Genomic DNA, 22,131 nt, shown 5'->3' on the forward strand with positions numbered 1-22,131 from the left:
GCCCAATAATGCTGTGTTTGGGTAACGTAATTTCGCATCGATCACTTCTGTAACAGCTGCAATATACATCTTGTCGCTGATATATTCAGAAGATGAGTTCGGAGTCAGACGGCGTACACGTACAAGCCAACCAGAATCAGCTCGAGGCAAATCAATGCGATGTGCTCGCTCGTAATTTGCAGAAGTCTTATCTGAAATCTTGGTTTTTAGTACTTCAGTCCAGACACCTCCATCAGTCTGTAAATCTATTGCGTATTCGATTGTTACGCCTGATACGTCACCATTTGTAGCATTCTGAGTACGCAAAGGACCCCACTTTAAGCGCAGGCGTACTGCATCGAGATCAAGATTACTAAAAGCTCGAACCCACGGCGTTTCAGACTTCAGCTCTAAATCGATGGCAGTTTCACTTTCTACTGCTGGGAAGCCCTCAATGTATTCCTGATCATTAGTACCATTTCTAAAATCAACTTTTACATTTTCAAAGTTAAGACTTCCGTCTGCGTTCTGAAGTTGAGTTTCTTCTAAATAAATTGACTGAAGCCCATTAGCTAAACCTTCAATCTCGCCTTCAGCTAAACCATATAGAACCTTGATAAAGGTTTTCGATTGAGCAGAATCTGGTGAAATGACAGGTTGCCGTTGTTTATTGCTGCCTTTTTTTGCGCCTACTACTGCATTCATAAGAAATCTCACGCAATAAAAAAGGCGCTAGAAAGCGCCTGTTAAATAATTAAAAATTACATCTGATCTTCAGGATATTGACCAGCACTGATAATGAAGCCACCAATTTCTCGTTGACCATATAAAATAGGTACCGGATTGCCTTGAGCGACTGTAGTTACTGCACCGCCAAAGCCTTTGTTGGCGCGGTTGCCATCTTGGTTTTGATCTTGAGTTGTATCAACCTTCGGCATAAGCATCATAGCCACACCACCAAGCATCATTCCAATACCCGACCCAATCAATGCAGCACCTAATGGTGCTCCACCTCCCAATGTACCAACAGTTACTAAAACCCCCACCACGACCATCACAGCACCCAATACAGTCTGTAATATTCCATTACCGCCTGCACCAACTACACGTGGAACAATATGAATAACCTCAGCTTCAGTATTCATATCAAGCTGTTCTTCACCAATATTGTCACCAGTGATAAGACGCTTAGTTTCATGATCGTAAATTGCTGGGCGTTTCTTGCCTCGCTTATTACTTGAGTTCTTTGATTTTAAAAATACGGCAAAGCGTAGGCCCTGCTCATGTGCATGCAACATAAAATGCTCAAAGCCAGCGATCTGAACAGATAATGCACGCATGGCTTCACGTGTATTTGCGACATCGAGCTTAAATTCACGACCGAACTTTTGCCCCAAAACGCCGTACAGCTTAATTGTTTTTAACATCTCTATGCCTCAAGATTTTTACCGTTCTGGTTGACCATTGCGGTCCATAGATTTCACGTATAGATTTACGGCCGTGAAGCTGATGCAAAATTAATGTATTGCCAATACAAGGTTCAGTATCTTCGGACTTCAGCATTGCTTTATCACCAAGCCAAATGATGCAATGATTTGGGTGTTCTGTTCGTGGTACTCGACAAATCAACATATCTCCATATTGCGGAGTGTCCACTTCATAGAAACCGGCTTTCGGAAAGTTATCAATCAATATTGACGGATGATCTTTGTCTTCCCACCAGCCATCTTTTCGTTCAAAGTCTGGCAATTTAATACCAAGTTCGCGGTCATAAAAATCACGAACCAATGCATAACAATCCTGATAATGGTGAATATAGTTTCTTCCGACCAATGGAGCACGATAACCACAAGGTTCATAAACTTGAAAGTCCAGATCCGGATAGGAGCAAATGACCCAAGGTTTTTGATGTAACTCAATCTGAATTAAGTCTAGTTCTGAGGCTCTTGTAGTTCCGTCAGGGTGTGAATGCACAAACGCTAATATCTCGCCCTGGTCTTCTGCTATAGCTAAATCTTCTGGATGGATTTCGAATTGATCAGAGTTTTTAGAAATATTGCGACAATGAATATATTCTTTACTAACTATCACGCCGCAGCATTCTTGTGGATAGCATTCATCCGCATGGGCCATGATTGCTTTTTTAAGTTTTGCTGTAAGTTTCATAAGACCTCACAATAAACTTGAAGCTGGGAAACCGCCGAAAGGCAATGGTTTATTTTCACCGAAGCGCAAGCGACAAGAACGTAAACGTCCACCGCATCGATCAAGTGCCGGATTATCTGTTGGCTCATCTTTATCAGTGAACATTGCTACACCTGTGTAACCACATTCCTCGCCCCGGTACTTCCCGACCATGCACCAATGACAAAGTGAAGTAATTTGTCGAACTGGGATTTTCAAACCCTCAAAATCGATTGGATTGGACAGCTCGAAAGTCACTTGCTGTGCATTTTCAGATGTCTTTTGCTCGATGTACCAGATTTGCTCTTTTGATTCATTCGATGCAGTTGGATTGCCTGCTGTGAAGTTTTCAGCATCTAAGTATTTAGCAAGAGTGGTAATAACTTTAAGTTTTGCACCAGCAAAGTCTTTAAACTGCAAACAGTAAGCAGACACAGCATTTTGAATGCCGTTGATATTGTTGGCCATGCTTAAAGTTGGCGCTGAAGCTTTACCGTCCGAACGCATTTCAAGGCCAGAGACCTCAAGCGCCATTGGCTCAAATACTTGACCTTGCCAGATAATATTTCGGTTCCATACCTTCTGGTCACCAACATCGAATATCTTTCCAATGCTGCCAGAGTCGGCACCGATCAGACCACTTGAACCAATTGATGAGTAAATTTTTTCCCAGTCTTCATAAGAAATATGACCATGAAAACGTAAAATGCCAGCTCCAAGTGAGCTGGCATCTAGTTCAAATAGATGAATAAGACCATCTACATATAATTTTTGAAAATCACTATTCAGGGTCATTTTCTGTCACCACTGGCATTTCGGGTACTGGTTTAGGAATTTCTTGCAAGCGAATATCGATCCAGCGGCCCGTTGAAATATCAACTGGATTATCCAAATCAGCAATAATTGAAGCAGACTCAACATCAAACTTCTTTTTAAAAGTTTTGATTTCAATATCTTTATTTTCTAACTGCTGATAAATCACAGCAAAAAGAATGTTCCCGTTAGCATCTTTTGGCGTTTCGATATACCAACCTTCCGTTGCAAAACCTGACGTTCCTTTTAGCAAGTAGTGCCCTACATCGCGTTTTTCAAAAGTAATGTTCTGCTCAGCAGCTTCGTCATTGAGTTCAATTTTATCTGCAAATAGTTTTACGATCGGTGAAGCAGCTTTGATAAAACCGTTCGAGTCTGTTGTTGTATTAAGCCCACTTATCAAAAGTGGATACAATTGGAAAGCTGTTGAATCATAACTACCGTGTAGAAATTGAGGTGCTCCACTCACAGGGAACACAATACCTTTCACCCAGTACCCACGATTTAAAAATACAAGTTGTCCATCGGGTACACCCGATGATACTGACGTGTCATAGAAACCCGTATTAAAGGTTTTTTGAGAATTGAAATCTGTGGGGAAAGCTGGCAGAGCTTTTGAACCAAGACCAAATGCGCCGACTTCCATTAGATTTCCAGCAGCAGTACCAACATAACGACTTGCAGCATGGCTCGGGTCAGTAAAGTTTTCATTCATTTTTGCGCCAGTTGAACGGAATGTATCACCACCTGCGCCAGTCGGTGCCGTACCTAGATTTACTGTTTGAATTGTCATTTTCTTACTCGCATAAAAAAGCCCCTAAAAAGGGGCTTTAAAGGGGTTTAAATTAAGGGTAAAAAACTTGGGTGAATGTTGTTGAGATTTGCCAAACATCACCGCCCAAACAGCGGGGTTGATATTCACCTGTTTTAACTCGGACTTCACCATCTAAAGGCGAATCCCAAAGAAACGAGTCAGCTCCTTTATGGTCATCAAAGAAAGCTTTAATCTGCATAATTTCAGCTTTATAAGCCGTTCTTTGATAAGTCCATTCACCAGATCGGTTATTGATACCTACAGCAATGTTTTGCTCATACCCATCACCAAACTTAGATGACAAAGTATTAAAGCTCTGCGAACCTGAGTTACCTTCTAAGTCTTGGCACCAAGTGAATTTACGGTTGCTCATTTAGAAAGTAAGCCTCCTTGACGCTGTTGTTGATTTAAGTACTCATTGACATGCCGACTAATTGCCTCACCCAATCCTATAGGTTTATAAGCCACTGACTTAAGCGCTTGATATTGCTTCTCGCTCAAAACAAGAATCACACCTTCAATATCTACAAGCCAATCATCGAATTGGATAGGAAAAGTTTCACCATCTCGTTCATAAGTCTTGTTTGCCTCTCCTCCACGCTGACCAGCATAGGTTACTGTGCCGCCCAGTAAACGTGTTACTTCATCACAATTACCAGTGTATTGGCCTGTTTTCTTAAATTGAATTGCCTTCATATTCTCACTTCCTGAAAAGCAATAAACCCACTCAGTAAAGTGGGTTTATCTGGGTTTAAGTGGTTAAGCTTGGGTAATTAACGTCTCACAAGATTAAACAAGACACCGCCTTGACGGCTTTCTCGTCTAGCCCAAGCATCCATTGCATTATTCAGAGATTCAGCAATTTGCTTTTGCCCTTGTGTATTGACGCTTGCGGATCCATCAGCGAACGTAATCTGTTGACTGATTTGCACATTGCCCTCACTAGACCCGTTTTGACGATTATTTAAATAATTCGTCAAATCTTTGTTTTGTTGAGGGTTAAGTACACGTTCACCACCATCTAAAAGCCATGTACCTTCACGCGGGATATTATCTATACCGTTATGAGCCATACCTTGGATTGTTTGAGCTGCCATGATACCAACTGAAGCATAACCTGTTGCCCTAACAACTCCAGCCAATACACTTCCATAAGCACCACCTTGTGCCAGTGCTTTTGTAGCCCCCTCTTCCGTGTTAACAATTGCTTGAGCTATTGAAGCAGCCTTAGAGGCAAAGAACATAGTTTTGTAAAGTGCATTTGACTTCCCAACACTTTGCTCTAATAGTGCGGTCATGTCTGAAAAGACCTGCCCAGTCATTCCAGCAATTTGCGAATAAACTTGCATCTTGGTTTCAAAATTCTGTTGATCCAAATCACGCTCTTTTTGTGCGTAATCTGCATCAAGTGCGGCTTTCGATTGCAAATACTGCTCATGAGCATCTAAAAGCATAGAATTGCGAAGATTCTCATCTGATATTGCTCTTATTCCGGCAACTTCATCGTTGTAGGATGTCTTGAGCATACCGTAATCCGAAGAATATTGATTTTGCAAATTAAACTTTGAAAACTCTTCAGGATTAAGTCTATTAAATAGAGATTGAGCAGAGTTCTGACCAACTTGCAAGACACTGTCAGAGGCTTGGTTTAAAGTTTCAAAAATTGCATAGTCCTTAGATTTAGCAATCTCTTCGCGCACACGTTTACTTAAACTATAAGTTTGAAGTATTTCTTCACGTTCACGCTGGTAACGCTTCACAACAATTTCAGTCTGGTTAAGATAACCCTCAAATGCCGACTGAATTTGTGCATCTTCTTCGCGTTTTACAGCTGCAATTTCAGCTTGTTTTTGACGCTCAAGTGCTGCTTTAACTTCTAAAGCTTTTTTCGATTTCCCGTACTCATATTCGGCATTAGAGTCGATTAACTCTTTTTGTCGATCAAAGTTTTGTTCAATCTGCTTGATTCGATCAGTTTCAAAAGCAAAGTACTGGTTGTACTCTTCCTTTTTATCGGACTCAAGTTTTGCGATTTGCGCAGCATATAATGCATCCTCTTGAGCAAGCTTTTCTTTTAACTGTGGTGTACCAGCGTACGCAAGTGTGATCTTATCAATATTATCTTGATGCTCCTTTGCAAGTCGTTGAGCTTCAGTGTAATACCGTGCGTTAACTTCTTTCCTTGCATCATCAATAGCCTGTTGAGACTCGGCAGCTTTGTTGATTAATTCAAGTTGATCTGCCTGTGTAGGCATTAAAATTGAATTATCTACTGTAGACTTGCCGTTTACGCCTGCAAACCATTTCTGAAAACCCGGCACATAGCCAGCCACTTCTTTACGCTTACTAGCTGACAACCCGCCTTTCAAATAGGTCCTTAAGCCACCTGCACCTGCATTGTAAGCCATAAGTGCTTTTGCGCGATCACCAAATTCTTGATAATGCTTTTGCAAGTCTTTGGCTGCTGCTGTTGCAATTTCTTCAGTAGAGCTTTTAGCATTAAGTCCATACTGCTTTCTAAAAACACTCGTTGTTTGGAAAAGACCTATTGCCCCAGTATGACTTTTTGCCCCTGCATTAGCTCCAGACTCTTTAAGAATCAAGGCGGCAAGTGTTCCAGCAGGCAAGCCATACAAACTTTCGATTTGAGCAAAATTATTTGCCTTAGCAATACCTTGTGCACGAGCAATTGCCACCAACTCATCTTTACTAAAAGTATAGTTTTTGCGATTAAAGCTATTAAGTGCTGCATCAGCAACCGCTTTTGGCAATTTAATTTTATATGCATTTTCTCCGTTGGTATTAGCTTGAACATCAGCAAACAATTCAGCCTTCTCTCTAGTCCAACCGCCTACACGCATATTTTCCTGAATATATTTCTCACGCAAAGCATCCTTGTTGGCCTGATTAATATATTCTCGCTGTTTTTGGGTTAAAGACATCCAAGCTCTTGCTGAGTCATTAACTGCTTTCGCTTGATCTTGTTGAGCCTTAGTTGTGTCATTAGTGGCGTTTTTAACTAAATTTTGGATCTCTTTTTGACGATCAATAGAATTATTTGCCTCATTGATTTTTGTATCTAATTCAGCAATAAATTTAAGAGTAGTTTCGCTAACCAATCCCTGTTTTTGAAGTTCAGAAAAAGCTGTTTTCGCTTTATCTCCACCTTCTTTCAAACTCTTTAGATAAGTTTGAATACCTGTTAATTGTTTAGTGTCACCTTGAACCCTTAAGTCGTTCTCAAATTGTTCCAAAGCAATAAACAAACTTTTTAACTGTTTAGTTTGTTTATCAATTTCCTCTCCAGCTTCGATACTTTTAAGAGCTAGTTGTGAAGCTGTTAATTTTTTATATTTTTCCCTTAGCTCATCAACAACAAGACCTTGATCTTCAAGTGCATCAGTAGCATCTTGCGTCTGTTTAGACATCAAATAATAGGCGCCACCAGCTACAGCCAATTGCGTAAGAAGCATGCCAATCCCAGCAGGACCGCCCAATAGGGCCATTACACTTGTTGTTGCGCCTGCTGTTCTAGCAAAACTTGCCAAGCCCACGCCCGCACGAACTGCAAAAATAGCTGTTTGCCCAAGTTGATATGTTGCAACAACTAAGGCTGGTACAAAGCGAGTAGCAATACCAGCAGATACAGCAATCGCAACCGCCTTAATATCGTCCCAGTTCTCTATCACTGTTTCGATAGCAGGAACAACACTATTTACAAGTCTTGCTTCAACGCCCTGCCATTGCAAGTCCATTAATTGAAGGTTTTCTCTTGCTTGAGCTAGGCTTTTAACTAAGTCATCAGACATAATTGCGCCAGCCTTTTCAGCGGCATCACCCCACTTTTTGAAACCTTGACCATTTTTTTCAAGCAATGGAATTAATAAAGAAGAATCAGAAATGATTGCTTCCATATAGAACTTCATGTCATTTGTTGACGCGCCTGCTTTCTCTAAAGAGTTGTAAAACAATTGTAGCGCTTGAGGTCCTGATAATTTCTGAAACTGCTGGATAGTCACCCCAACTTTAGGGGCGATATTGGTGAAAAAGTCAGCTAAAGGACCGCCACCCGTTTGCTGAAAATCGCCTATACGATCCTGCATGTCTTTCATTTTATCTGCAAAAGATTCCAATGAAATTCCAGCAGTTTCTGCCCCTTTGGCGTAATACTGAAATTCACGCACTGAAGCATTCGCAAGTTTTGAAAACTTTTGAATATCATTTCCAGTCTGAATAACTTGATCACTAAAATTAACAAGCTGAGCCACTGAAAGACCAGCCACAGCTCCACTTAATGCACTCACAGCAATAGCTGCAATGTTTAAAGAATTAGCAATCCCTTGACTCGATGTTCGCGCCTGTCGCTCAGCTCTACTTAGTGGCTCTGAAAAACTAGCTGTCTGAACCACTAGATCCAGTGTTAATCTGCCAAGTGATGTTGTGGCCATTACTTTTCTCCGGGCAATAAAAAACCCCGCCGATAAGCGGGGTTTTTAAAATTAATATTTAATTACTGCTTGCAATCAACACTCCAAACTTGATTGAAGGCCGCTACAGAGGTTGGGTCAGAGTTATAATCATTTTCAAAATATATTTTTTCTTTAGTAACTATATAACGTTGAAAGCCGGTGTAAGCGCCAAAACTATTTTTAGCATTAACTTCACCACACAACCCCCATTGATTGCGAAACCTAGCCGTTTCGCCATCTTTTAATTTATCTTTAACCAATTTCTGTACTTGCAAATCAAGTTTTTTCCTTTCGTCATCAAGTTTTTCTTTTTCTGTTTTCCCACATCCGAGTGTTAAGCAACTCAAAATAGCAATAATTAAAAACTTATTCATATGCACACCGTTTTTCACTTTTTTTCAATTTAACAAAACGGTGTGTAAATGTCACATTCCCCACCTTGTGGCAGGGTCAGTTACTATGAAATTTCTCTAAATATTCCTCTAATGACAATGAATTGTCATCGTCTGGAGGCGTTTCATGAGGCATAAATATATAAGGGTCTACTTTTGTTCCCTCTTTAACTTTGAAGCCTGTGTAATGTGCCATCCAACTTCCAAAGCTTTGCTCTAAACGGCGACCAAAGAAAAGAGAGCCATATTTTTGACGATAGGCTCTCCAATACATTAACTCTCTATGTGAAAGTTTCTGTTCAGCTTCTTCTAAGGTGTTCCCGCCGATTCCATTGAGGACGAGTTCAATGAGGAGTTCTCTGTCTGCAAGCTCTTCTTCCGAGACTTTCCCAAAAAATTATTAATTTCATCAGCAGCAGCATACATAGCATTTATTAAACTAGGCTCTGCCTTATAGATGTCATTAACAGTTGAGAAAAAAGGTGTTCCCTTTTGATCTGAGCAAATTGAACCAAGTAATTGAGCAGCTTGCATGTGAGTTGAATCGATTTTCTTAACTTTTGAATCCTCAAGATTCTCATAATTAAGATCCCATTCAATTGCTTTGGATGCCTCGCGACTTTCCTTGAAGTTCATTTTTTTAACAAAAATATCAGCTTCAAGCTCAACAATATCACCAAGTTCTAATGAATTGTTTTTCGTCAATTTTTTAAGTGACCCAATATTGCTTTCAGTCGCTTCAACATTCCACTTGACGGCTTTTTTAACTGGAACGTTTAGAGTGGTTACACTCTGCTTTAAGTCTGTAATGCTGATCTTAGCCATTATGGAGCCACCGTGCGTTTAGTTGAAGTTACGCCAGAAGTACGAATTAATGTGAATGAATAACCAACTACAGAATCGACTTCAAATGCATTCGGTGCAGTAGGATTAATATAACCCTTGAATGACCACCACATACGATCCTTTGGCAGATCAATACCGGTAGTAGCATCATAAGTTGGTTCGGTGGAAGCATGACCCGAACCAACATGCCATTCTAAAATCTCTCCAGATTCGGCAATTTCAATTAATTTGTCATGACTGGTGTTCGTATCATCGTAATCGATTTCTACTGCACCTTCGCCGGGATCACGCATACCGCGAACATACTGTTTTGAGTCTGCATCAAGACAAGTCACATCAATTTTTTGAAATGAATCTTGCCCCAAGTCAATCCGTTTAGAGCAAACAAAACGAACCACTTGACCATTTAACACAGTAAATAACTGTGTTTTTTGAGTTTTAACATTAGCCATTAAGAGCGCTCCTTTTAGGCATAAAAAAAGCACCCGATTGGGTGCTAAGTGAAAATATGGTTTAAGTTTTATTAGCGGTTTACGATCCAACTAACATCAAAAGAATAGTGAGGCATGCCTGTTACGGGGTCCTTATCTGCCTCGCCATAACGAACCACATAACAATCAAGTTCAATTGCGAAGCGAATTGCTTTTGCAACCTGATCAACAACATCCTCATCAGTTGCGTATACATCAATTTGAATAATTGCATTATCTGAAACAGGACGTGAATCAAGGTTGCTATTTGAATCACCAGAAATTGTTTGCCATGTCACATATGGCGCTTGTGGCTCATCTGGAGCACTTCCAAACTTCCAGACTCGCAAAATTCCATCGCTTTCAAGTAGAGCCTTAACCGCTGGATCTGCTCTGGCTAATTTAAAAATTGGAACATCAATCATTAAGCTGCACCTAAAACCACACTGAGTTCAAAATTAAATACTTGAACAAACTTATCTGTTATCTGTTCAATGTTTTCGTAAAGCGCTGGTCTTAAAAATGGTGTTGCGGGCTGTCTACTTGTACCCAACTCAAGAAAACGCCAATAAAAAACACGTCCATCAGTTTGATAAGTTTGACCAACACGCCCAGCATGTCTATTTTGAGCATTGTTTGTATATGGGATACGTGCACCACCACGCACTCCCACGCGCATAACCAAAGTGTTTTTATTTCTACTTCGGCCATTTTGAACAACAATTTCTTTCCAGATTTTTTCAGGAGTGGTGGGATCATCTAGCCGTTTAACTTTTTGACGGGCTTCATCCCGAGCAATGTTCATTGCCTGCCGCATCGCTTTACGGGCAATACGTTTTACAGTCTTGTCACTACCAATTGCCCGCATTCGTCTTAATGCAGGTTCCAAGCCATGTATTTGAGTTGTCATAATTTACCCATTCCATGCTTTTTCGCCTGTAGATAAGTTGATGGTTAAATACTCACGGCGTGAGTCGGGATCTCGCATAGGGTTACCATCAATCTTGTAAAAATAGCCGTCAAAAAGTACCCGCATGGTGCTATCAATCTGCTTTGTAGTGCTGCTATATCGCACCTTAGCACGGGCTTGTATTGCGCTGTTTGCTGCTTTAGCCGCAATAACATCGCGTGTTGAAAGGTCAGTAACTTCCGCCCAAATTGTTGCAAAATTAGACCATGAGGTGATTAATTTTCCTGTGTTTTGGTCTTGGGTTTGAATTGCTTTCTGAATAGTGATGCGGTGCTTTAGTTTTGGAGTAATGCTGGGCATATTAGACCCCCATTTCTCTAATAGGCTGCAAAATATCCCAATATGCTTGAGGTTTTCCTTCTAGACTTCGGCTGTACTTATACTCAATAAATATCAACCGGGCATTATCTAACTTCTTGCAGTCCACAATGTCCGTTTCAGAAGTTCTTTCTGACTCATTTGAAATAATTTTTCGGTCGATGTCGATCGCTATTTCTTCATCGGCTTGAGCTATCCATTCAAGAAAAAGCACATCCTCATCATCGTGATCAACTCGACATTGCAACTTGGCTCTTTCAAGTGTGATCATTTTGAATTATTCCGTCTTGTAGCTGGCTTTGGTGGATCAACCTTTGTTTGGTATTCACGTAAAACTTTATTTTCTACCAAATGCCTTACCACGTTTGGATCTGCGGTTCGAATATCGCCCTCTTTGTAGTCTTTATCTCCAAAGTGTGGGCGTAAAACTTCATATTCTTTCATTTTGGCCTCTCTAAATGGGATGGTGACGAACACCACCCCAAAATGAATTAACCACCCGTAGCAGGAGTATAAGAGCCATATACAAGCGATTTAGGCTTATAAACAGCTAATGCTCCACGGGTTTCAGCAAGTAAGGTACGTTTATTTGATGTGAAATCATCGCCCTGCATACCGATTTGCACAGCAGCACCCCAGCGCTCAAAGTATTGAGCTGCAGTATTGAATGCACCTGTTAAGAATTTACCTGCATCCATTGCAGCGGTTTGAACTACAGGCAAGCCCCATAATGTTGGAACCGCTTGTGATTGCGGGTTCCCGATGATGTAGTTGCCGTTTGCATCTTTTTGCGTTTCCATCAACGCCCAGTCAATTGGGTTGAGTACATGGCCGTTTGCAAAGTCATCGGCCAATACAACTTGAAGCATTGCAAAACGCAATACATCAAACATATTTGGCGTTGCTGGAGCACCTGCAGGCGGAGCATAAGCAGTCGCTTGAGGGATTAAGCCAAGCATATTGCCATTGGTTCCATCACCAGCAAGAATTTGCTTTTCAAGCTTGATGTCAAGACCATGGCGCAAAATGTTGTCAATGAATGACTGCAATGCTGGTGCATCGCTTAACATTTGAGTAGTTACTTTTAACCAGTGAGCAATTACTACTGCTTTCGCGTCTTTATCAGTAAATGTAATTGCGGATTCTGGCTTTGGTGCACCTTCGGCAACAACTGCCGCATTATTGGTAAAGTCTTGCATTTGGACATATTCAAGAACATTGCCACTCATGCTGCCACCTGCCAAAATATCGCGGATTGTAAGACGCATTTGATTTGGTAATTGCAGGCCAAGATTGGTAGCTGGAATGATTTTTCCAACTTCTGTTGTACCAATTGTGTTTTTTAACTCAACACGTTGAATACCACGATACTGCGCCTCTGCAGCATTTTTGTATTCTGTAGTTTCAACAAACTCACCACCCATGGTTTGTTTTTTGGTTTCAACATCACCATTACCACGGCGAGCGGCTTTTTGCTCAATCTCAGCCACTTTATTTTTCATTTCATTCATGGTCGTTAAAGCTTCATCAGCCTTATCTTTGGCACTTTGAGAAAGTTGTTCATTTTTCTCATATTTGCCTTTGAACTCTTCGGCGATTTCTTTAACTGTATCAACGTGTTTTTGGAACTCTTGAGCGAGTTGTTCTAAAGTTTTTTCAGTCATTGCTGATTCCTCGTAAAATATTTAAGGCATTTGAAATTGATTTCGCTTTTTCGTTTTCACCCTCTGACTCGCTCAAAAGATGACGCAAACCCTTACTAGCGATGACAGTGGCTTGCGTTTTTGAAAATCCTGACTCTCTCAGGAACTTTTCAAATTCTGGTAGGGATGGCAGCTCGCCATCTTGTAATTTGGATTTGACGGAACTGATTAGGGTTTCTGGATTGGAAGGAAAGGCAACAATTGAACCCTCCACTAACTCCAATTCCAGCAGTTCGCGGATTAGTGAGTCTGGATCGCGTCTATAAGACTTGGTGATATAGCCAATGGACATGCCATCAATCGCGCCAACCTTCATCAGCGCATAAGTAGCTTTAGCGCGCGGCACATCGTCAATTAAGAGACGACCTTCTACGTACAACCCTTTTTCGTCTTCACGCATTTCGGTGAAAATTCCAATTGGTTCAGACGGGTTGTGGTCCCAAAAGATTGCTGGATACTTGCCTTTTGCTTTCCACTCTTGAAGGGTTTTGGCAAAAGCCCCCTTGCGGATGATGTCGCCATGTGAATCTAGGTTGTCAAAAGCAGCCAAGTAGCCAGAAAAAAAGCCACCCTCTTGGGTGGCTTTGATTTCTAAAGTTAGTTTAAGTCTATCCACTGGTTTTCCCCTGATCTTTCAAACCGACCATTTGCATTTGAACCATTAACTCATCGCCACCCGGTAAAGGCGCTAAATCTTCTAAATCCCGCACTTCATTACGGGTCATGACACCGTTTTGAATCATGTTTGTGTAGAACCCTGAGCGAGTAGCGCTATCGGCCCGCAATAAGCCTTCAACGGCAAATTTTGGTCTGTATTTGTATTTTTCACTTGGTAAAAACAATCTCTTTGTGATTGTCTGCTCATATCGAACTAATTGCGGATTAAGTGAATAGGTCAAAAAACCCCTATTAGTCTGCTCAAGACTTGAAGCCCATGAACTTGCTTTGTTTGTATGACCAATTAACTGAGGTGGAACACCAAAGGCACGGCATATTTCTTCAATACCGAAATACCGAGATTCAAGTAACTGAGCATCAACTGGGTTGATTCGAATGCTATTTGAGCCAGAAAGTTTCATTCCAGCTTCAAGCACCATGTACTTGCCTGCATTCTCCGGCTTACTAAATTCGCTTAAGTGATTTCTTAGCCGTTCACGTTGCTCTTTAGTTAAGGTTTGCTCTCCAGTCTCCAAAAAGCCGCCAACCTTTAAGCCATTTTTAAACCAGTCCTGTGCTTGATTATTTGCATCAAACTGCATGCCTATAGTTTGAGCAAAAAACTGAATAGCAGATAAACCAACAAGTCCATCAAGAGTAAAACCTTTAAAATGCAAGATTTGGTCTTCTGAATAGACTGTTGTTTTCCCATTTTCAGTGTAATGAAAATCGATCGCTCCATAATCATTACGTTTTACAACCATACCACTCGGGAAAAGTGGCTCTAAAGCAATAACTTTCCCACTTGAATCGGTAGAAATTAGGTTGTATGCATTCCCCCACAGATCAACACAAGCAACTTGAACTTGCCAAAACTCACTAGCACACATATCTGCGTTAGGTGAATCATGTAAAATTCGATATAAATAATGTTCTGTTGCTAAGCGTTTATTGCTGTCATATAGCTGTAAAGGAAGAGTAGAAATTGTTTCTGCTCGAAGTTTTACGCATGCCCAAACTGCAGAAAGTTTTAATGCAGTTTCTGGAGTAACAACCGCCCCACCCGGTGATAAATAACTATCAAACGGATAAGATGAGTCACCTTTCTGTAATTGTGTGTTTCCAGTCAATCGTGACCAGAAGCGGGACCAAAAGCCCGGCTCTTGTGTGGTACTCATGCTATCACGACATCCTCTAAGTATTCGTCAATATCAACGCGATTGGCAGGTTCAGGATTACTTGACATCAAAGCAGCGGCGTTAAACATTGCAATCACAGGGTCGATTTTCCCCTTGCCCGATTCTTGCTTTGTTATCATCAGTGCATTACCTGAAATTTTGCCTTTTGCATTACCTACCGCCCACTTAACTAACTCTTGCTTAGCTGGAATAAAGGTTCCTGCTGCTAGTTTTCGCTCTAAAGTCATCCCATAACCTGACAACTCAAAACCTTGTTTAACGGCGATTAATGCAGTCTCGGGGATTCCAGAATCTAGCAATCCGTCAACAAGAGATGGCATCCCCAAGCGGTCAAGTCCAAAACCCTGTTTAGGCATCTTGCCAGTGTCAAAGATTTGCTTTGCTATTAATCCTGCTTGAGCAACGTCATCACCAATGCTTTCAACAATCACAAGCTCACCAGCAGCTATAAAGTCATCCATACGCTGCTTATTTTCTTTTCTTCGCTCTAAGGCAATTGGATGAAGCCAAGACTTTGACCAACCACGCCATAAAGTGTGATATTTTTTGTCTCGCCCAATGGCATACATTGAAAACAGGTCATCAAGGCCACCACCATCAAAACCCACAGTGATGCATTCTGATTGTTCAATTAGATAATCAAGGTCAAAAACAACCTCTTTTTTCTCCCAAAAGTCTGCACCTGCCCAGCGATTAGCACGTAAATTCATGCCGATCTGCACATTAAGGCGCTTAGCATAGAAGTCTTTTAGGTCATCTTCGCCTGCATATTTTGCCTTTTCGAAATCATCTAATAGCTGCTCAGGGTCAACACTTGTCCCAAAATTTGGATTAGGTATATGGAAATTTGCCGGGTCTTTATATTCTTCTGATTCAATCATTTCATCTGGAAATTCATAAATCAGTGGAAGGAATTTCTTATTAATTATCTTCCCATCACGAACATCGCGGGCATAATCAAGCTTGCTTTTGAATACTCCACAAGGCGGCTCTTTTGATTGTGTTGACAACCAAATCAAACAACCCTCGTGACGAGATGCCAAGCCACCAGTTGCTTCACGAAACATCGAACCAGCATTGGACATGGTTTGAAATAAATGCAGCTCATCAACTAAGATCCAAGAGGCTTTTTTACCACCTGTTGACTTGTCATCAGCAGCAACAACTTTTAAAGTTGCCTGTGTTCCTTGATGTGTAATTGTTTTTGTGTGCTCAGAAATAGTCATCATTTCATCTAATTCTGGATCCGCTTTAATTGCATCGCGAATAGGATTAAAGGAGTTGTCAGCAACTTCTTTTGTTGGTGCCAAAATGATGAGTTCTGCAGATAACCGGCTATTCAAAATAAAAGCCGTGAGCATAATGAATGCAGCAATTGTTGATTTTGTATTTTTCTTAGGAATTAAAAGAAAAAATTCGTTAATCAAACGGCGTTTTGACTTTTTGTCATAGGCTCCAAAAATTGCAGCAACAAACTCGGTTACCCACTCCCGAACAATTTCCCCCATTTCTGGAGAATCCAGAACATCTACAACTTTTAAGGAATTGAATGTTCTTAAAGCCACGTCTGCCACATCTTGAAATAGTGGCTTGCATGGCATCAAAGATTGACCTTTAACGATGCGATCTGCCCAATCTGGGCAAGCAGTTGTCCAGTCTGGTAGTTTTGCAGTCATTTAATTGGTCCATTGAGATTTGGATGGCAAGTTGCGAACTCTTGCTTGTATGGCCGAGATAAGCCGATGTTTATTGGTACATTCGAAAACCTTGCTACGCATCCCCATACTGGTTCAGGACATTGCTTTCTCTCTCACCGTATCGCCTACGGATTCATCCAAAAACTGTGCAATAAAAAACCGCCAAAGAGGCGGTTAAGTTTTTCAAAATACTGTAGGTTAAATTTAGATTTTGTTTAATTCTCGATAAATTGTCCAAGCACCATTTATCCAATGCATATCAGCAACTTGATCAGCATTACTCCAATCATTGGCTTCATAAAGACAGCAATAAGAATCCCATCTAAGGTTTTCAACTTTGTCTTTTACATATTCTATTGTCTCGAACTTTTCCTTTAGTTTTTCAATATACATTTTTACCTCTGCAAAAGTTCCAAAATCCTTATTTTAATTATACTAGCTAACTAGGCAATTGATTGTCCAATGTGGCGTATTTACCAGTTTTTGTGGCTTCTTTTGCCTTATCTTGTTTGGTTTCCTTCTTGCCTTTTTCAGCAACCTTCCCATGTTTATAAGGCAATGCTGCAATTGCTGCTTGCATTCTTAGTGGCAGCTTGTTGCCATTGAAGTTCATGACCTTAATTAAAAAATCTAAAGGGTCATCACCTTCAAATTGAAATTCCTCAATAGGGTTTTCATCTTCACCACTATTTTCGGGTGTATCTTTAGGTTTAACTTTTGGTGAATCAGATGTTAAAGAGCGCCCTTCTTTTTGGGCCTTTAACATCTCAATATAGACAATAATTTCAGGATCTTTTGCTAACCTAGCACCTGCAGCGGATGCAGTTTTTTCCGCATAACCTGCTGAAATTGCTGCTTCTTTATTTGTCTTGCCGTCAACAATGGCAAGAGCAAATTTTTCCATTTTCTCTGTTAATGCCATTGCTCTACCTTTAACTTGATTTTAACTTTTTGCTTTAACTTTTTCTGAAAGGGAATTTTTTTGTGCGTGCGATGGGGGGCGGTGTCCAACGGCGAAGGGCTTGGAACTTTTGGCCTCCCCCCTGCCTGCTGGATTTTTGTGCGTCATTTTGGTGCACCCCAAATATATTTAATAAAGCTTACAACCCGCTTCTATCTCTTCAGGTTCTGCATGCCGTACCTTGCTTAAATCTGCATAATCGCCTGACGTAAAGTAAACCTTCCCATACTCTACCTTTTCAACTGTCATAAGGTCAGTCCAAGCACCTAGCAAGGCAACCACTTCACCTTTAATAAAATCTTGGGTAATCATAGTCGGCTCTCCTGTTGGGTTTTCTTTTTATGGCATGGAACACAAAGAGACTGGAGGTTGGATTCATCATCCGTTCCACCTCTTGCCACATTCACAATATGGTCAAGCTCTAAGTCTTTAGTGACGATTCCACAACATTGACAAGTCCACTCATCACGTAAATGGATCTTAGCTTTAAGACGGCGCCACGGACGGCCACCACGACCAGAACCCCAATTGTTTTGTTTAGAGTTCTTCTGGCTTTGTGCGGGTGCCTGTAGCGTCTGCAACTTGTTCTTGAATGTTTGGAGTTTCATTTAAGGTTACTCGCGCATCAACACCATTAAGTAAATCAATGTTGATGTATTTCATGTCTAAGCCTTTACGTTGATACTCTTGGATCAACTTAACTAAATTGAGTTCCAATTGTTTACGCTGGACTTCTGGGGTTTCAAGTTCAAGTACTATGTTCGGAATCATCTTGCTCACCCATCCAATGATTTAGATTTACGTGTTGGTTCGCCGTCTTCAAACATCATTAGAACTTCATTCAATTGGGCAGATTGTTCTGCATTGATTTGGACGATCAAGCTATTCTGTTCAATCAGTCTGTTGTTATGGTCAGTCAGTTTGTTGTTTTGGTCGATAAGCTTGTTTGTTTGCTCTATCAGCTTAAGCACCACATCTTGCAAATTTGAATCATTGCTCATTTTGATAACACCACTTAAGGTCATCCGGGATAATCAGCATCACGCCCAAGTCTCTATGTGCATAGATGTTGATCTTGTCCAGATATTTAGTGAATTCTTTAATGGTTGCCTTCTTGCTTTGAAGATGATCTCTAACAAATGTGTGAACTAAAACTTGGTAATCCTTTTCAAGTTGACGGCGCTTAGGTCCATCGAATGCTTGAATAACATCTTTAAAGTTCTGCAAGGCCATATACTTTTCAGCAGTTTCTTGCCGACTCTCAACATAGATCCGAGCAAGAAACTTTTTCTTAAAAAGTAAATGAAGATCATCCTTTGAGTTACCGGTCTTTTGCTTGATCTGCTCAAGCCAAGCCCAGTAAAGCCGGTTTTGTGCGGCACTCCTGTCGTCTTCCTTCTGATTGATTCTAACGACTAAAGGTTTGCCTTCTGCGGCTGCTTTGGAGTGGTTATTGTTCAGATAGTTAATTACCTGAACAATTCCTGAATAACTATTGATTGGGAATGTTGCTGGTTCCATATTCCCACCTATACCTTATTCATCCACAACGGGACGTTTACCAGCTTCTAAAACTGGAATGTTTGCCTCGGTTGGGACATATACAATTTGTTGAATCTTGCCATCACGTAAAGCATCACCAAATGCGCCGATAAACTCTTGTTTACGGTACTCCGGGTAATCTTTTGCAGCCTGACCAATAGTTTTGATCGCTTCTGCTCGCAACTTGGCACTTTCAAGCTCAGCCCGCGCCGTTTGAACCTGAATCATTTTTGATTGTTCAGCTTCTGCCAATAGTGCTTGACCATTCATACCCTGCTTCCACACCTTGTAATGAGGCCATGCAAACATGAGCAGAATAATCACTATTAGAATTGCTACAAAAGCAAGGGTGGCTAGCACTACATCGGCTTGGCCTTTTTGGTTGGTTTTCATTTCTCGCTTCCTTTTTATGGACACAAAAAAAGAGCCTCTCGGCTCAGGATTAAACCCAATAAAACCCACCGCTTTTAATGGGTTTATTTGGGTTATTTATAATTCAAAATAAATCTTGTTCTGACTCAAGCATCGCGTTGGTTCGCTTAAGCCATTTATTAAATAGCTCTTCGCTTTCCTGTCTGTTGCCTAGTTGGTAGGTATCAAATAAATGATGGCAGGAAAAACACATAGAAACAGTTTTAGAGTCGCAAGCCTTAATGGATCTGCCCTTACCGTCTTTACTAGAATTAGAATGCGCGGCTTGGCTTGGTGCTGGTGCACCACATCTCATGCATGGCAGCTTGCGTACTTCGGCTAATCGTTTGGAGTCACGCATTCAACATAGACCGTAAATTATTAATCTTGTTTTTCAATCGCATTATGATGCGGTCTATAACAAGCATTTCTTCGATACTCAATCCAGTACGAGATAAGTTCTGGTAACGGCTTAATTCATCCGAATATTTGTTTAAATTTTTCTTAGCTTCGCTTGTATCCATGTTCGCCACCCAATGCCTGTTTTAATTCTGACAATTTGTAGTGTGAATGCGGATTGTGAACACCGACAATACACTTATCTGTGTAAAACCCATGTACCTTAAAATGCTCATTCCATTCATCTACAAAATAAACAGCTTCTTGGTGTGCACTCTCAAGAATCTTTTTTATTCCCTTAGCACCAAGCTTCTCTAAAAGTTTTTTAGCTTTCATATATCCCCCGAAAAAATAAAAGCCCCGCCAATAACTAGTATTCAGCGGGGCCATATATGCCGTAATCCGTTCGGCAAAATTGAGAGGCGCCCCAACATGGCACCTCTCGCGAGATAAGATTTTTATCATTCCAGAAACGCAAAAAGCCCATCAACTTAATGACAGGCTTTAATCTAGTTTCGCCTTCTTGCTTATGATGCAAGGGTTACTTACTAATTTAGTTGCACCTTATTTACACTTCGCACAACTTTAACACAAATATGCCATATCCCTTGTACAAGGTCAAGTTACTTATATTTGATAAAGCTATAACGGCTATGCAATGCAGCCAAACCACATTTAACATCTGCTCTAGCATCATTTTGAGAATAGACAACAACCATATCTCCAACTGGATTCATTTGAGTTACAACCATTTCTGACCAAGAGTTGTTATAGAAGTATCTTTTGATTACAGCATCAAGCCAACCGTCTAGAACTTCCGACTGCCCTTGCATGTCGAGAATAAGACGTTGAACTGCACGCGCTTCATTGTCTGTGATTTCACATGTTATACGCCCACGACCTTTAGGAATGATTAAATCATCTGAGCATAACCAATCAGCCATGATCTGCTCTTTACCTTTCACCTCCTGCTTGCGCTTCTTAGCAGCCTGATCCATAGCGACAGCAATCGGGTTTATGCTCTTTCCACAAGTTCCAGAATTTGAGTACATCCAAGCCCCAAATTGATAAAGCCATTCTTCTAGACTGTATTTAGTCCAGTCCGTTGTTTGCATAATGTGATTTACTGCCGCATTCATTATTTTCCCCTTACTTCTTCTCTGATCTTTCGATATGTTTTCTTACTCGCTCACGACTCTCTTGATCATAAGTTTTCAATTGCTTGTAATAGGTTCTTAAGTCAAACATTAAGACAATCATCCAAAGCAATGGAGATAACAACAACCTTAGAACTATCCACATTAGTTTTAATAATTCTTCAAGAGCATCTAGGAAGTCATACCATTGGTCTGAGTACCAATTTTTGAGTTTTTGAATGTGCCAGCGATAAGTTAAATTCCAAGCTTCTTTATCCATCACCTCATCCCCCATACAAGCATACCTGCATCACGCTGCTCTTGATTTGTACGACCTTGCCAACCTGTAATCTTGTTAAACTGCTCTGCATTGAGTTTTGATTTAGTAGGCTTCACCAGTAAGACTGCTAAGCCTAAAGCCTGCGCTATTTCTGCTAACAAGATGCCTGTCGCGTGATTCATCCCGACACGTCTAGCAATCTGCTCATTCACTTGTCTTGAGTGACCACCACCTACTCTGAAGTTAGCCTTCTTATTTTCCCAACCTGCTTCGATCACAACCTTTTTGATGCTGTCCTGTTCATTTCTGAATAGCTCAACAGTTTCAGGAAAAGTCAGATTTTTGAGTTGAAGATCATTCCCTAGAATGGCAACTCCCGACTTTTCCAAGTCAGGATCGATGCCAATGATGATTTGAGCCTCTTTGAATGTGGTCATTTGACATACTCCGTAATTAAGCGGATAACCAAAACCATAGTTAAAGTCGCTGCTATTACTCCCCAAGCAAAAAAGAAACCTCTGCCAAACCACTCCATAATTGCAGGAGTTGAAAGCTCTCCGTTATACCAACGCCATGCGTACTTGATAGATACAAATAAAGCTGCACCGTAGATGATTGCTATCGCAAAGTCTTTCATCCTTCCCCCTTGAGCGCTTGCTCTAACTTCTTGCCAATCTCAAACATTGACCAGCTCTTTTGAAGGTCTGATGCAATAGACATAGCCTTTGCAATGATTAGTCCCTGTTGATCCACCCGCTTTTGCAGCTCCTCCACCTTCGCTTGCTGTGACTGCTGACCAGCTTCATAGGCAATACGGCAGCAATTGGCATGAACCAAAGCTAAATTCCCTTGCTTGCCCATCCATTTGTTAAATGTCATTGGCTTATCCAT

35 protein-coding genes and 1 pseudogene are annotated in these 22,131 nt (G+C 40.9%); all 36 read right to left on the reverse strand.

The window, feature by feature from the left end:
• Positions 1–684: pseudogene (locus KNQ97_RS02490) on the reverse strand (phage tail protein); the annotation flags it as partial.
• A 56-nt stretch (positions 685–740) separates the two neighbouring features.
• The gene (locus tag KNQ97_RS02495) at positions 741–1,406 is read right to left on the reverse strand and encodes a tail assembly protein (protein WP_253611766.1); all 666 of its coding nucleotides are present in this window, start codon (positions 1,404–1,406) and stop codon (positions 741–743) included.
• Positions 1,390–2,145 carry a C40 family peptidase gene (locus KNQ97_RS02500; RefSeq protein ID WP_253611767.1) on the reverse strand — a complete coding sequence of 252 codons (756 nt, stop codon included), beginning with the start codon at positions 2,143–2,145 and terminating at the stop codon, positions 1,390–1,392. The genes KNQ97_RS02495 and KNQ97_RS02500 overlap by 17 nt, the downstream gene beginning before the upstream one ends.
• Positions 2,146–2,151: 6 nt before the next feature.
• Positions 2,152–2,958: a phage minor tail protein L gene (locus KNQ97_RS02505; protein ID WP_253611768.1), complete on the reverse strand. Its 807-nt coding sequence runs from the start codon at positions 2,956–2,958 to the stop codon at positions 2,152–2,154.
• On the reverse strand, positions 2,945–3,769 hold the full coding sequence (locus KNQ97_RS02510) for a hypothetical protein (protein ID WP_253611769.1): 825 nt from the start codon (positions 3,767–3,769) through the stop codon (positions 2,945–2,947). Before KNQ97_RS02510 ends, KNQ97_RS02505 begins: the two co-directional genes overlap by 14 nt.
• A gap of 52 nt (positions 3,770–3,821) precedes the next feature.
• Positions 3,822–4,163 (reverse strand): phage tail protein, encoded by a 342-nt coding sequence (locus KNQ97_RS02515; RefSeq protein WP_000071080.1) that lies wholly within the window; start codon positions 4,161–4,163, stop codon positions 3,822–3,824.
• Positions 4,160–4,486 carry a hypothetical protein gene (locus KNQ97_RS02520; RefSeq protein WP_253611770.1) on the reverse strand — a complete coding sequence of 109 codons (327 nt, stop codon included), beginning with the start codon at positions 4,484–4,486 and terminating at the stop codon, positions 4,160–4,162. Before KNQ97_RS02520 ends, KNQ97_RS02515 begins: the two co-directional genes overlap by 4 nt.
• Positions 4,487–4,563: 77 nt before the next feature.
• On the reverse strand, positions 4,564–8,238 hold the full coding sequence (locus KNQ97_RS02525) for a transglycosylase SLT domain-containing protein (protein WP_253611771.1): 3,675 nt from the start codon (positions 8,236–8,238) through the stop codon (positions 4,564–4,566).
• A 62-nt stretch (positions 8,239–8,300) separates the two neighbouring features.
• Entirely contained in the window at positions 8,301–8,633 is a 333-nt protein-coding gene (locus tag KNQ97_RS02530) for a hypothetical protein (RefSeq protein WP_114259669.1), read from the reverse strand.
• A 76-nt stretch (positions 8,634–8,709) separates the two neighbouring features.
• Positions 8,710–8,925 (reverse strand): hypothetical protein, encoded by a 216-nt coding sequence (locus KNQ97_RS02535; protein ID WP_114259657.1) that lies wholly within the window; start codon positions 8,923–8,925, stop codon positions 8,710–8,712.
• Between the two features lie 35 nt (positions 8,926–8,960).
• Positions 8,961–9,476 carry a phage tail assembly chaperone family protein, TAC gene (locus KNQ97_RS02540; RefSeq protein WP_253611772.1) on the reverse strand — a complete coding sequence of 172 codons (516 nt, stop codon included), beginning with the start codon at positions 9,474–9,476 and terminating at the stop codon, positions 8,961–8,963.
• On the reverse strand, positions 9,476–9,949 hold the full coding sequence (locus tag KNQ97_RS02545; protein WP_253611773.1) for a phage tail tube protein: 474 nt from the start codon (positions 9,947–9,949) through the stop codon (positions 9,476–9,478). Before KNQ97_RS02545 ends, KNQ97_RS02540 begins: the two co-directional genes overlap by 1 nt.
• A 71-nt stretch (positions 9,950–10,020) precedes the next feature.
• Positions 10,021–10,392, reverse strand: a complete 372-nt coding sequence (locus KNQ97_RS02550; protein ID WP_000568017.1) for a DUF3168 domain-containing protein — start codon at positions 10,390–10,392, stop codon at positions 10,021–10,023.
• The gene (locus KNQ97_RS02555) at positions 10,392–10,877 is read right to left on the reverse strand and encodes an HK97-gp10 family putative phage morphogenesis protein (protein ID WP_253611774.1); all 486 of its coding nucleotides are present in this window, start codon (positions 10,875–10,877) and stop codon (positions 10,392–10,394) included. The genes KNQ97_RS02550 and KNQ97_RS02555 overlap by 1 nt, the downstream gene beginning before the upstream one ends.
• A gap of 3 nt (positions 10,878–10,880) precedes the next feature.
• Positions 10,881–11,237 (reverse strand): phage head closure protein, encoded by a 357-nt coding sequence (locus KNQ97_RS02560; RefSeq protein WP_163073134.1) that lies wholly within the window; start codon positions 11,235–11,237, stop codon positions 10,881–10,883.
• Position 11,238: 1 nt separating this feature from the next.
• Positions 11,239–11,526: a head-tail connector protein gene (locus tag KNQ97_RS02565; RefSeq protein WP_000631203.1), complete on the reverse strand. Its 288-nt coding sequence runs from the start codon at positions 11,524–11,526 to the stop codon at positions 11,239–11,241.
• Positions 11,523–11,699, reverse strand: coding sequence for a hypothetical protein (locus KNQ97_RS02570; protein ID WP_000666093.1), 177 nt, complete (start codon positions 11,697–11,699; stop codon positions 11,523–11,525). Before KNQ97_RS02570 ends, KNQ97_RS02565 begins: the two co-directional genes overlap by 4 nt.
• 47 nt (positions 11,700–11,746) lie before the next feature.
• Positions 11,747–12,919 carry a phage major capsid protein gene (locus tag KNQ97_RS02575; RefSeq protein ID WP_253611775.1) on the reverse strand — a complete coding sequence of 391 codons (1,173 nt, stop codon included), beginning with the start codon at positions 12,917–12,919 and terminating at the stop codon, positions 11,747–11,749.
• Positions 12,912–13,574 (reverse strand): HK97 family phage prohead protease, encoded by a 663-nt coding sequence (locus KNQ97_RS02580; RefSeq protein ID WP_000375470.1) that lies wholly within the window; start codon positions 13,572–13,574, stop codon positions 12,912–12,914. The genes KNQ97_RS02575 and KNQ97_RS02580 overlap by 8 nt, the downstream gene beginning before the upstream one ends.
• Positions 13,567–14,793, reverse strand: coding sequence for a phage portal protein (locus KNQ97_RS02585; protein WP_094327773.1), 1,227 nt, complete (start codon positions 14,791–14,793; stop codon positions 13,567–13,569). Before KNQ97_RS02585 ends, KNQ97_RS02580 begins: the two co-directional genes overlap by 8 nt.
• On the reverse strand, positions 14,790–16,490 hold the full coding sequence (locus KNQ97_RS02590) for a terminase large subunit (protein WP_046023939.1): 1,701 nt from the start codon (positions 16,488–16,490) through the stop codon (positions 14,790–14,792). The genes KNQ97_RS02585 and KNQ97_RS02590 overlap by 4 nt, the downstream gene beginning before the upstream one ends.
• A gap of 225 nt (positions 16,491–16,715) precedes the next feature.
• The gene (locus KNQ97_RS02595; protein ID WP_253611776.1) at positions 16,716–16,904 is read right to left on the reverse strand and encodes a hypothetical protein; all 189 of its coding nucleotides are present in this window, start codon (positions 16,902–16,904) and stop codon (positions 16,716–16,718) included.
• A 46-nt stretch (positions 16,905–16,950) separates the two neighbouring features.
• Positions 16,951–17,433: a terminase small subunit gene (locus tag KNQ97_RS02600; protein WP_069597353.1), complete on the reverse strand. Its 483-nt coding sequence runs from the start codon at positions 17,431–17,433 to the stop codon at positions 16,951–16,953.
• Positions 17,434–17,601: 168 nt separating this feature from the next.
• On the reverse strand, positions 17,602–17,784 hold the full coding sequence (locus KNQ97_RS02605) for a hypothetical protein (RefSeq protein ID WP_046023937.1): 183 nt from the start codon (positions 17,782–17,784) through the stop codon (positions 17,602–17,604).
• On the reverse strand, positions 17,781–18,080 hold the full coding sequence (locus KNQ97_RS02610) for an HNH endonuclease (protein WP_041172108.1): 300 nt from the start codon (positions 18,078–18,080) through the stop codon (positions 17,781–17,783). The genes KNQ97_RS02605 and KNQ97_RS02610 overlap by 4 nt, the downstream gene beginning before the upstream one ends.
• Positions 18,010–18,243, reverse strand: coding sequence for a hypothetical protein (locus tag KNQ97_RS02615; RefSeq protein WP_253611777.1), 234 nt, complete (start codon positions 18,241–18,243; stop codon positions 18,010–18,012). Before KNQ97_RS02615 ends, KNQ97_RS02610 begins: the two co-directional genes overlap by 71 nt.
• A gap of 5 nt (positions 18,244–18,248) precedes the next feature.
• On the reverse strand, positions 18,249–18,473 hold the full coding sequence (locus KNQ97_RS02620; protein WP_253611778.1) for a hypothetical protein: 225 nt from the start codon (positions 18,471–18,473) through the stop codon (positions 18,249–18,251).
• The gene (locus KNQ97_RS02625) at positions 18,463–18,993 is read right to left on the reverse strand and encodes a hypothetical protein (protein ID WP_086262145.1); all 531 of its coding nucleotides are present in this window, start codon (positions 18,991–18,993) and stop codon (positions 18,463–18,465) included. Before KNQ97_RS02625 ends, KNQ97_RS02620 begins: the two co-directional genes overlap by 11 nt.
• 15 nt (positions 18,994–19,008) lie before the next feature.
• The gene (locus KNQ97_RS02630) at positions 19,009–19,407 is read right to left on the reverse strand and encodes a hypothetical protein (protein ID WP_086321591.1); all 399 of its coding nucleotides are present in this window, start codon (positions 19,405–19,407) and stop codon (positions 19,009–19,011) included.
• A 103-nt stretch (positions 19,408–19,510) separates the two neighbouring features.
• Positions 19,511–19,786 carry a hypothetical protein gene (locus tag KNQ97_RS02635; protein ID WP_253611779.1) on the reverse strand — a complete coding sequence of 92 codons (276 nt, stop codon included), beginning with the start codon at positions 19,784–19,786 and terminating at the stop codon, positions 19,511–19,513.
• A 143-nt stretch (positions 19,787–19,929) separates the two neighbouring features.
• Complete coding sequence (locus KNQ97_RS02640) at positions 19,930–20,160, reverse strand: hypothetical protein (RefSeq protein WP_017724764.1); 231 nt, start codon at positions 20,158–20,160, stop codon at positions 19,930–19,932.
• Between the two features lie 287 nt (positions 20,161–20,447).
• Positions 20,448–20,963 (reverse strand): hypothetical protein, encoded by a 516-nt coding sequence (locus tag KNQ97_RS02645; RefSeq protein WP_253611780.1) that lies wholly within the window; start codon positions 20,961–20,963, stop codon positions 20,448–20,450.
• 10 nt (positions 20,964–20,973) lie between these two features.
• A complete protein-coding gene (locus KNQ97_RS02650; protein ID WP_000356599.1) occupies positions 20,974–21,240 on the reverse strand; it encodes a hypothetical protein in 267 nt (88 codons plus the stop codon).
• Complete coding sequence (locus KNQ97_RS02655; protein ID WP_253611781.1) at positions 21,240–21,677, reverse strand: hypothetical protein; 438 nt, start codon at positions 21,675–21,677, stop codon at positions 21,240–21,242. The genes KNQ97_RS02650 and KNQ97_RS02655 overlap by 1 nt, the downstream gene beginning before the upstream one ends.
• On the reverse strand, positions 21,674–21,877 hold the full coding sequence (locus KNQ97_RS02660) for a hypothetical protein (protein ID WP_000651148.1): 204 nt from the start codon (positions 21,875–21,877) through the stop codon (positions 21,674–21,676). Before KNQ97_RS02660 ends, KNQ97_RS02655 begins: the two co-directional genes overlap by 4 nt.
• Entirely contained in the window at positions 21,874–22,131 is a 258-nt protein-coding gene (locus KNQ97_RS02665) for a hypothetical protein (protein ID WP_238826440.1), read from the reverse strand. Before KNQ97_RS02665 ends, KNQ97_RS02660 begins: the two co-directional genes overlap by 4 nt.

The organism is Acinetobacter sp. UC24323 (assembly GCF_024151445.1).
GTDB classification, from domain to species: Bacteria; Pseudomonadota; Gammaproteobacteria; order Pseudomonadales; family Moraxellaceae; genus Acinetobacter; species Acinetobacter baumannii.

Bases quoted from the DNA above. Each gene is read 5' to 3' on its own strand.
- KNQ97_RS02560 (WP_163073134.1), bottom strand. From the start codon at position 11,237: ATGCCCAGCATTACTCCAAAACTAAAGCACCGCATCACTATTCAGAAA.
- KNQ97_RS02660 (WP_000651148.1), bottom strand. From the start codon at position 21,877: ATGAAAGACTTTGCGATAGCAATCATCTACGGTGCAGCTTTATTTGTA.
- KNQ97_RS02650 (WP_000356599.1), bottom strand. From the start codon at position 21,240: ATGGATAAAGAAGCTTGGAATTTAACTTATCGCTGGCACATTCAAAAA.
- KNQ97_RS02540 (WP_253611772.1), bottom strand. From the start codon at position 9,476: ATGGCTAAGATCAGCATTACAGACTTAAAGCAGAGTGTAACCACTCTA.
- KNQ97_RS02530 (WP_114259669.1), bottom strand. From the start codon at position 8,633: ATGAATAAGTTTTTAATTATTGCTATTTTGAGTTGCTTAACACTCGGA.
- KNQ97_RS02500 (WP_253611767.1), bottom strand. From the start codon at position 2,145: ATGAAACTTACAGCAAAACTTAAAAAAGCAATCATGGCCCATGCGGAT.
- KNQ97_RS02565 (WP_000631203.1), bottom strand. From the start codon at position 11,526: ATGATCACACTTGAAAGAGCCAAGTTGCAATGTCGAGTTGATCACGAT.
- KNQ97_RS02515 (WP_000071080.1), bottom strand. From the start codon at position 4,163: ATGAGCAACCGTAAATTCACTTGGTGCCAAGACTTAGAAGGTAACTCA.
- KNQ97_RS02600 (WP_069597353.1), bottom strand. From the start codon at position 17,433: ATGGCATTAACAGAGAAAATGGAAAAATTTGCTCTTGCCATTGTTGAC.
- KNQ97_RS02505 (WP_253611768.1), bottom strand. From the start codon at position 2,958: ATGACCCTGAATAGTGATTTTCAAAAATTATATGTAGATGGTCTTATT.
- KNQ97_RS02510 (WP_253611769.1), bottom strand. From the start codon at position 3,769: ATGACAATTCAAACAGTAAATCTAGGTACGGCACCGACTGGCGCAGGT.
- KNQ97_RS02610 (WP_041172108.1), bottom strand. From the start codon at position 18,080: ATGAAACTCCAAACATTCAAGAACAAGTTGCAGACGCTACAGGCACCC.
- KNQ97_RS02640 (WP_017724764.1), bottom strand. From the start codon at position 20,160: ATGAAAGCTAAAAAACTTTTAGAGAAGCTTGGTGCTAAGGGAATAAAA.
- KNQ97_RS02590 (WP_046023939.1), bottom strand. From the start codon at position 16,490: ATGACTGCAAAACTACCAGACTGGACAACTGCTTGCCCAGATTGGGCA.
- KNQ97_RS02665 (WP_238826440.1), bottom strand. From the start codon at position 22,131: ATGGATAAGCCAATGACATTTAACAAATGGATGGGCAAGCAAGGGAAT.
- KNQ97_RS02625 (WP_086262145.1), bottom strand. From the start codon at position 18,993: ATGGAACCAGCAACATTCCCAATCAATAGTTATTCAGGAATTGTTCAG.
- KNQ97_RS02520 (WP_253611770.1), bottom strand. From the start codon at position 4,486: ATGAAGGCAATTCAATTTAAGAAAACAGGCCAATACACTGGTAATTGT.
- KNQ97_RS02605 (WP_046023937.1), bottom strand. From the start codon at position 17,784: ATGATTACCCAAGATTTTATTAAAGGTGAAGTGGTTGCCTTGCTAGGT.
- KNQ97_RS02535 (WP_114259657.1), bottom strand. From the start codon at position 8,925: ATGTATTGGAGAGCCTATCGTCAAAAATATGGCTCTCTTTTCTTTGGT.
- KNQ97_RS02555 (WP_253611774.1), bottom strand. From the start codon at position 10,877: ATGACAACTCAAATACATGGCTTGGAACCTGCATTAAGACGAATGCGG.
- KNQ97_RS02525 (WP_253611771.1), bottom strand. From the start codon at position 8,238: ATGGCCACAACATCACTTGGCAGATTAACACTGGATCTAGTGGTTCAG.
- KNQ97_RS02620 (WP_253611778.1), bottom strand. From the start codon at position 18,473: ATGAGCAATGATTCAAATTTGCAAGATGTGGTGCTTAAGCTGATAGAG.
- KNQ97_RS02635 (WP_253611779.1), bottom strand. From the start codon at position 19,786: ATGCGTGACTCCAAACGATTAGCCGAAGTACGCAAGCTGCCATGCATG.
- KNQ97_RS02545 (WP_253611773.1), bottom strand. From the start codon at position 9,949: ATGGCTAATGTTAAAACTCAAAAAACACAGTTATTTACTGTGTTAAAT.
- KNQ97_RS02630 (WP_086321591.1), bottom strand. From the start codon at position 19,407: ATGAAAACCAACCAAAAAGGCCAAGCCGATGTAGTGCTAGCCACCCTT.
- KNQ97_RS02570 (WP_000666093.1), bottom strand. From the start codon at position 11,699: ATGAAAGAATATGAAGTTTTACGCCCACACTTTGGAGATAAAGACTAC.
- KNQ97_RS02645 (WP_253611780.1), bottom strand. From the start codon at position 20,963: ATGAATGCGGCAGTAAATCACATTATGCAAACAACGGACTGGACTAAA.
- KNQ97_RS02495 (WP_253611766.1), bottom strand. From the start codon at position 1,406: ATGTTAAAAACAATTAAGCTGTACGGCGTTTTGGGGCAAAAGTTCGGT.
- KNQ97_RS02575 (WP_253611775.1), bottom strand. From the start codon at position 12,919: ATGACTGAAAAAACTTTAGAACAACTCGCTCAAGAGTTCCAAAAACAC.
- KNQ97_RS02615 (WP_253611777.1), bottom strand. From the start codon at position 18,243: ATGATTCCGAACATAGTACTTGAACTTGAAACCCCAGAAGTCCAGCGT.
- KNQ97_RS02550 (WP_000568017.1), bottom strand. From the start codon at position 10,392: ATGATTGATGTTCCAATTTTTAAATTAGCCAGAGCAGATCCAGCGGTT.
- KNQ97_RS02595 (WP_253611776.1), bottom strand. From the start codon at position 16,904: ATGTATATTGAAAAACTAAAGGAAAAGTTCGAGACAATAGAATATGTA.
- KNQ97_RS02655 (WP_253611781.1), bottom strand. From the start codon at position 21,677: ATGACCACATTCAAAGAGGCTCAAATCATCATTGGCATCGATCCTGAC.
- KNQ97_RS02585 (WP_094327773.1), bottom strand. From the start codon at position 14,793: ATGAGTACCACACAAGAGCCGGGCTTTTGGTCCCGCTTCTGGTCACGA.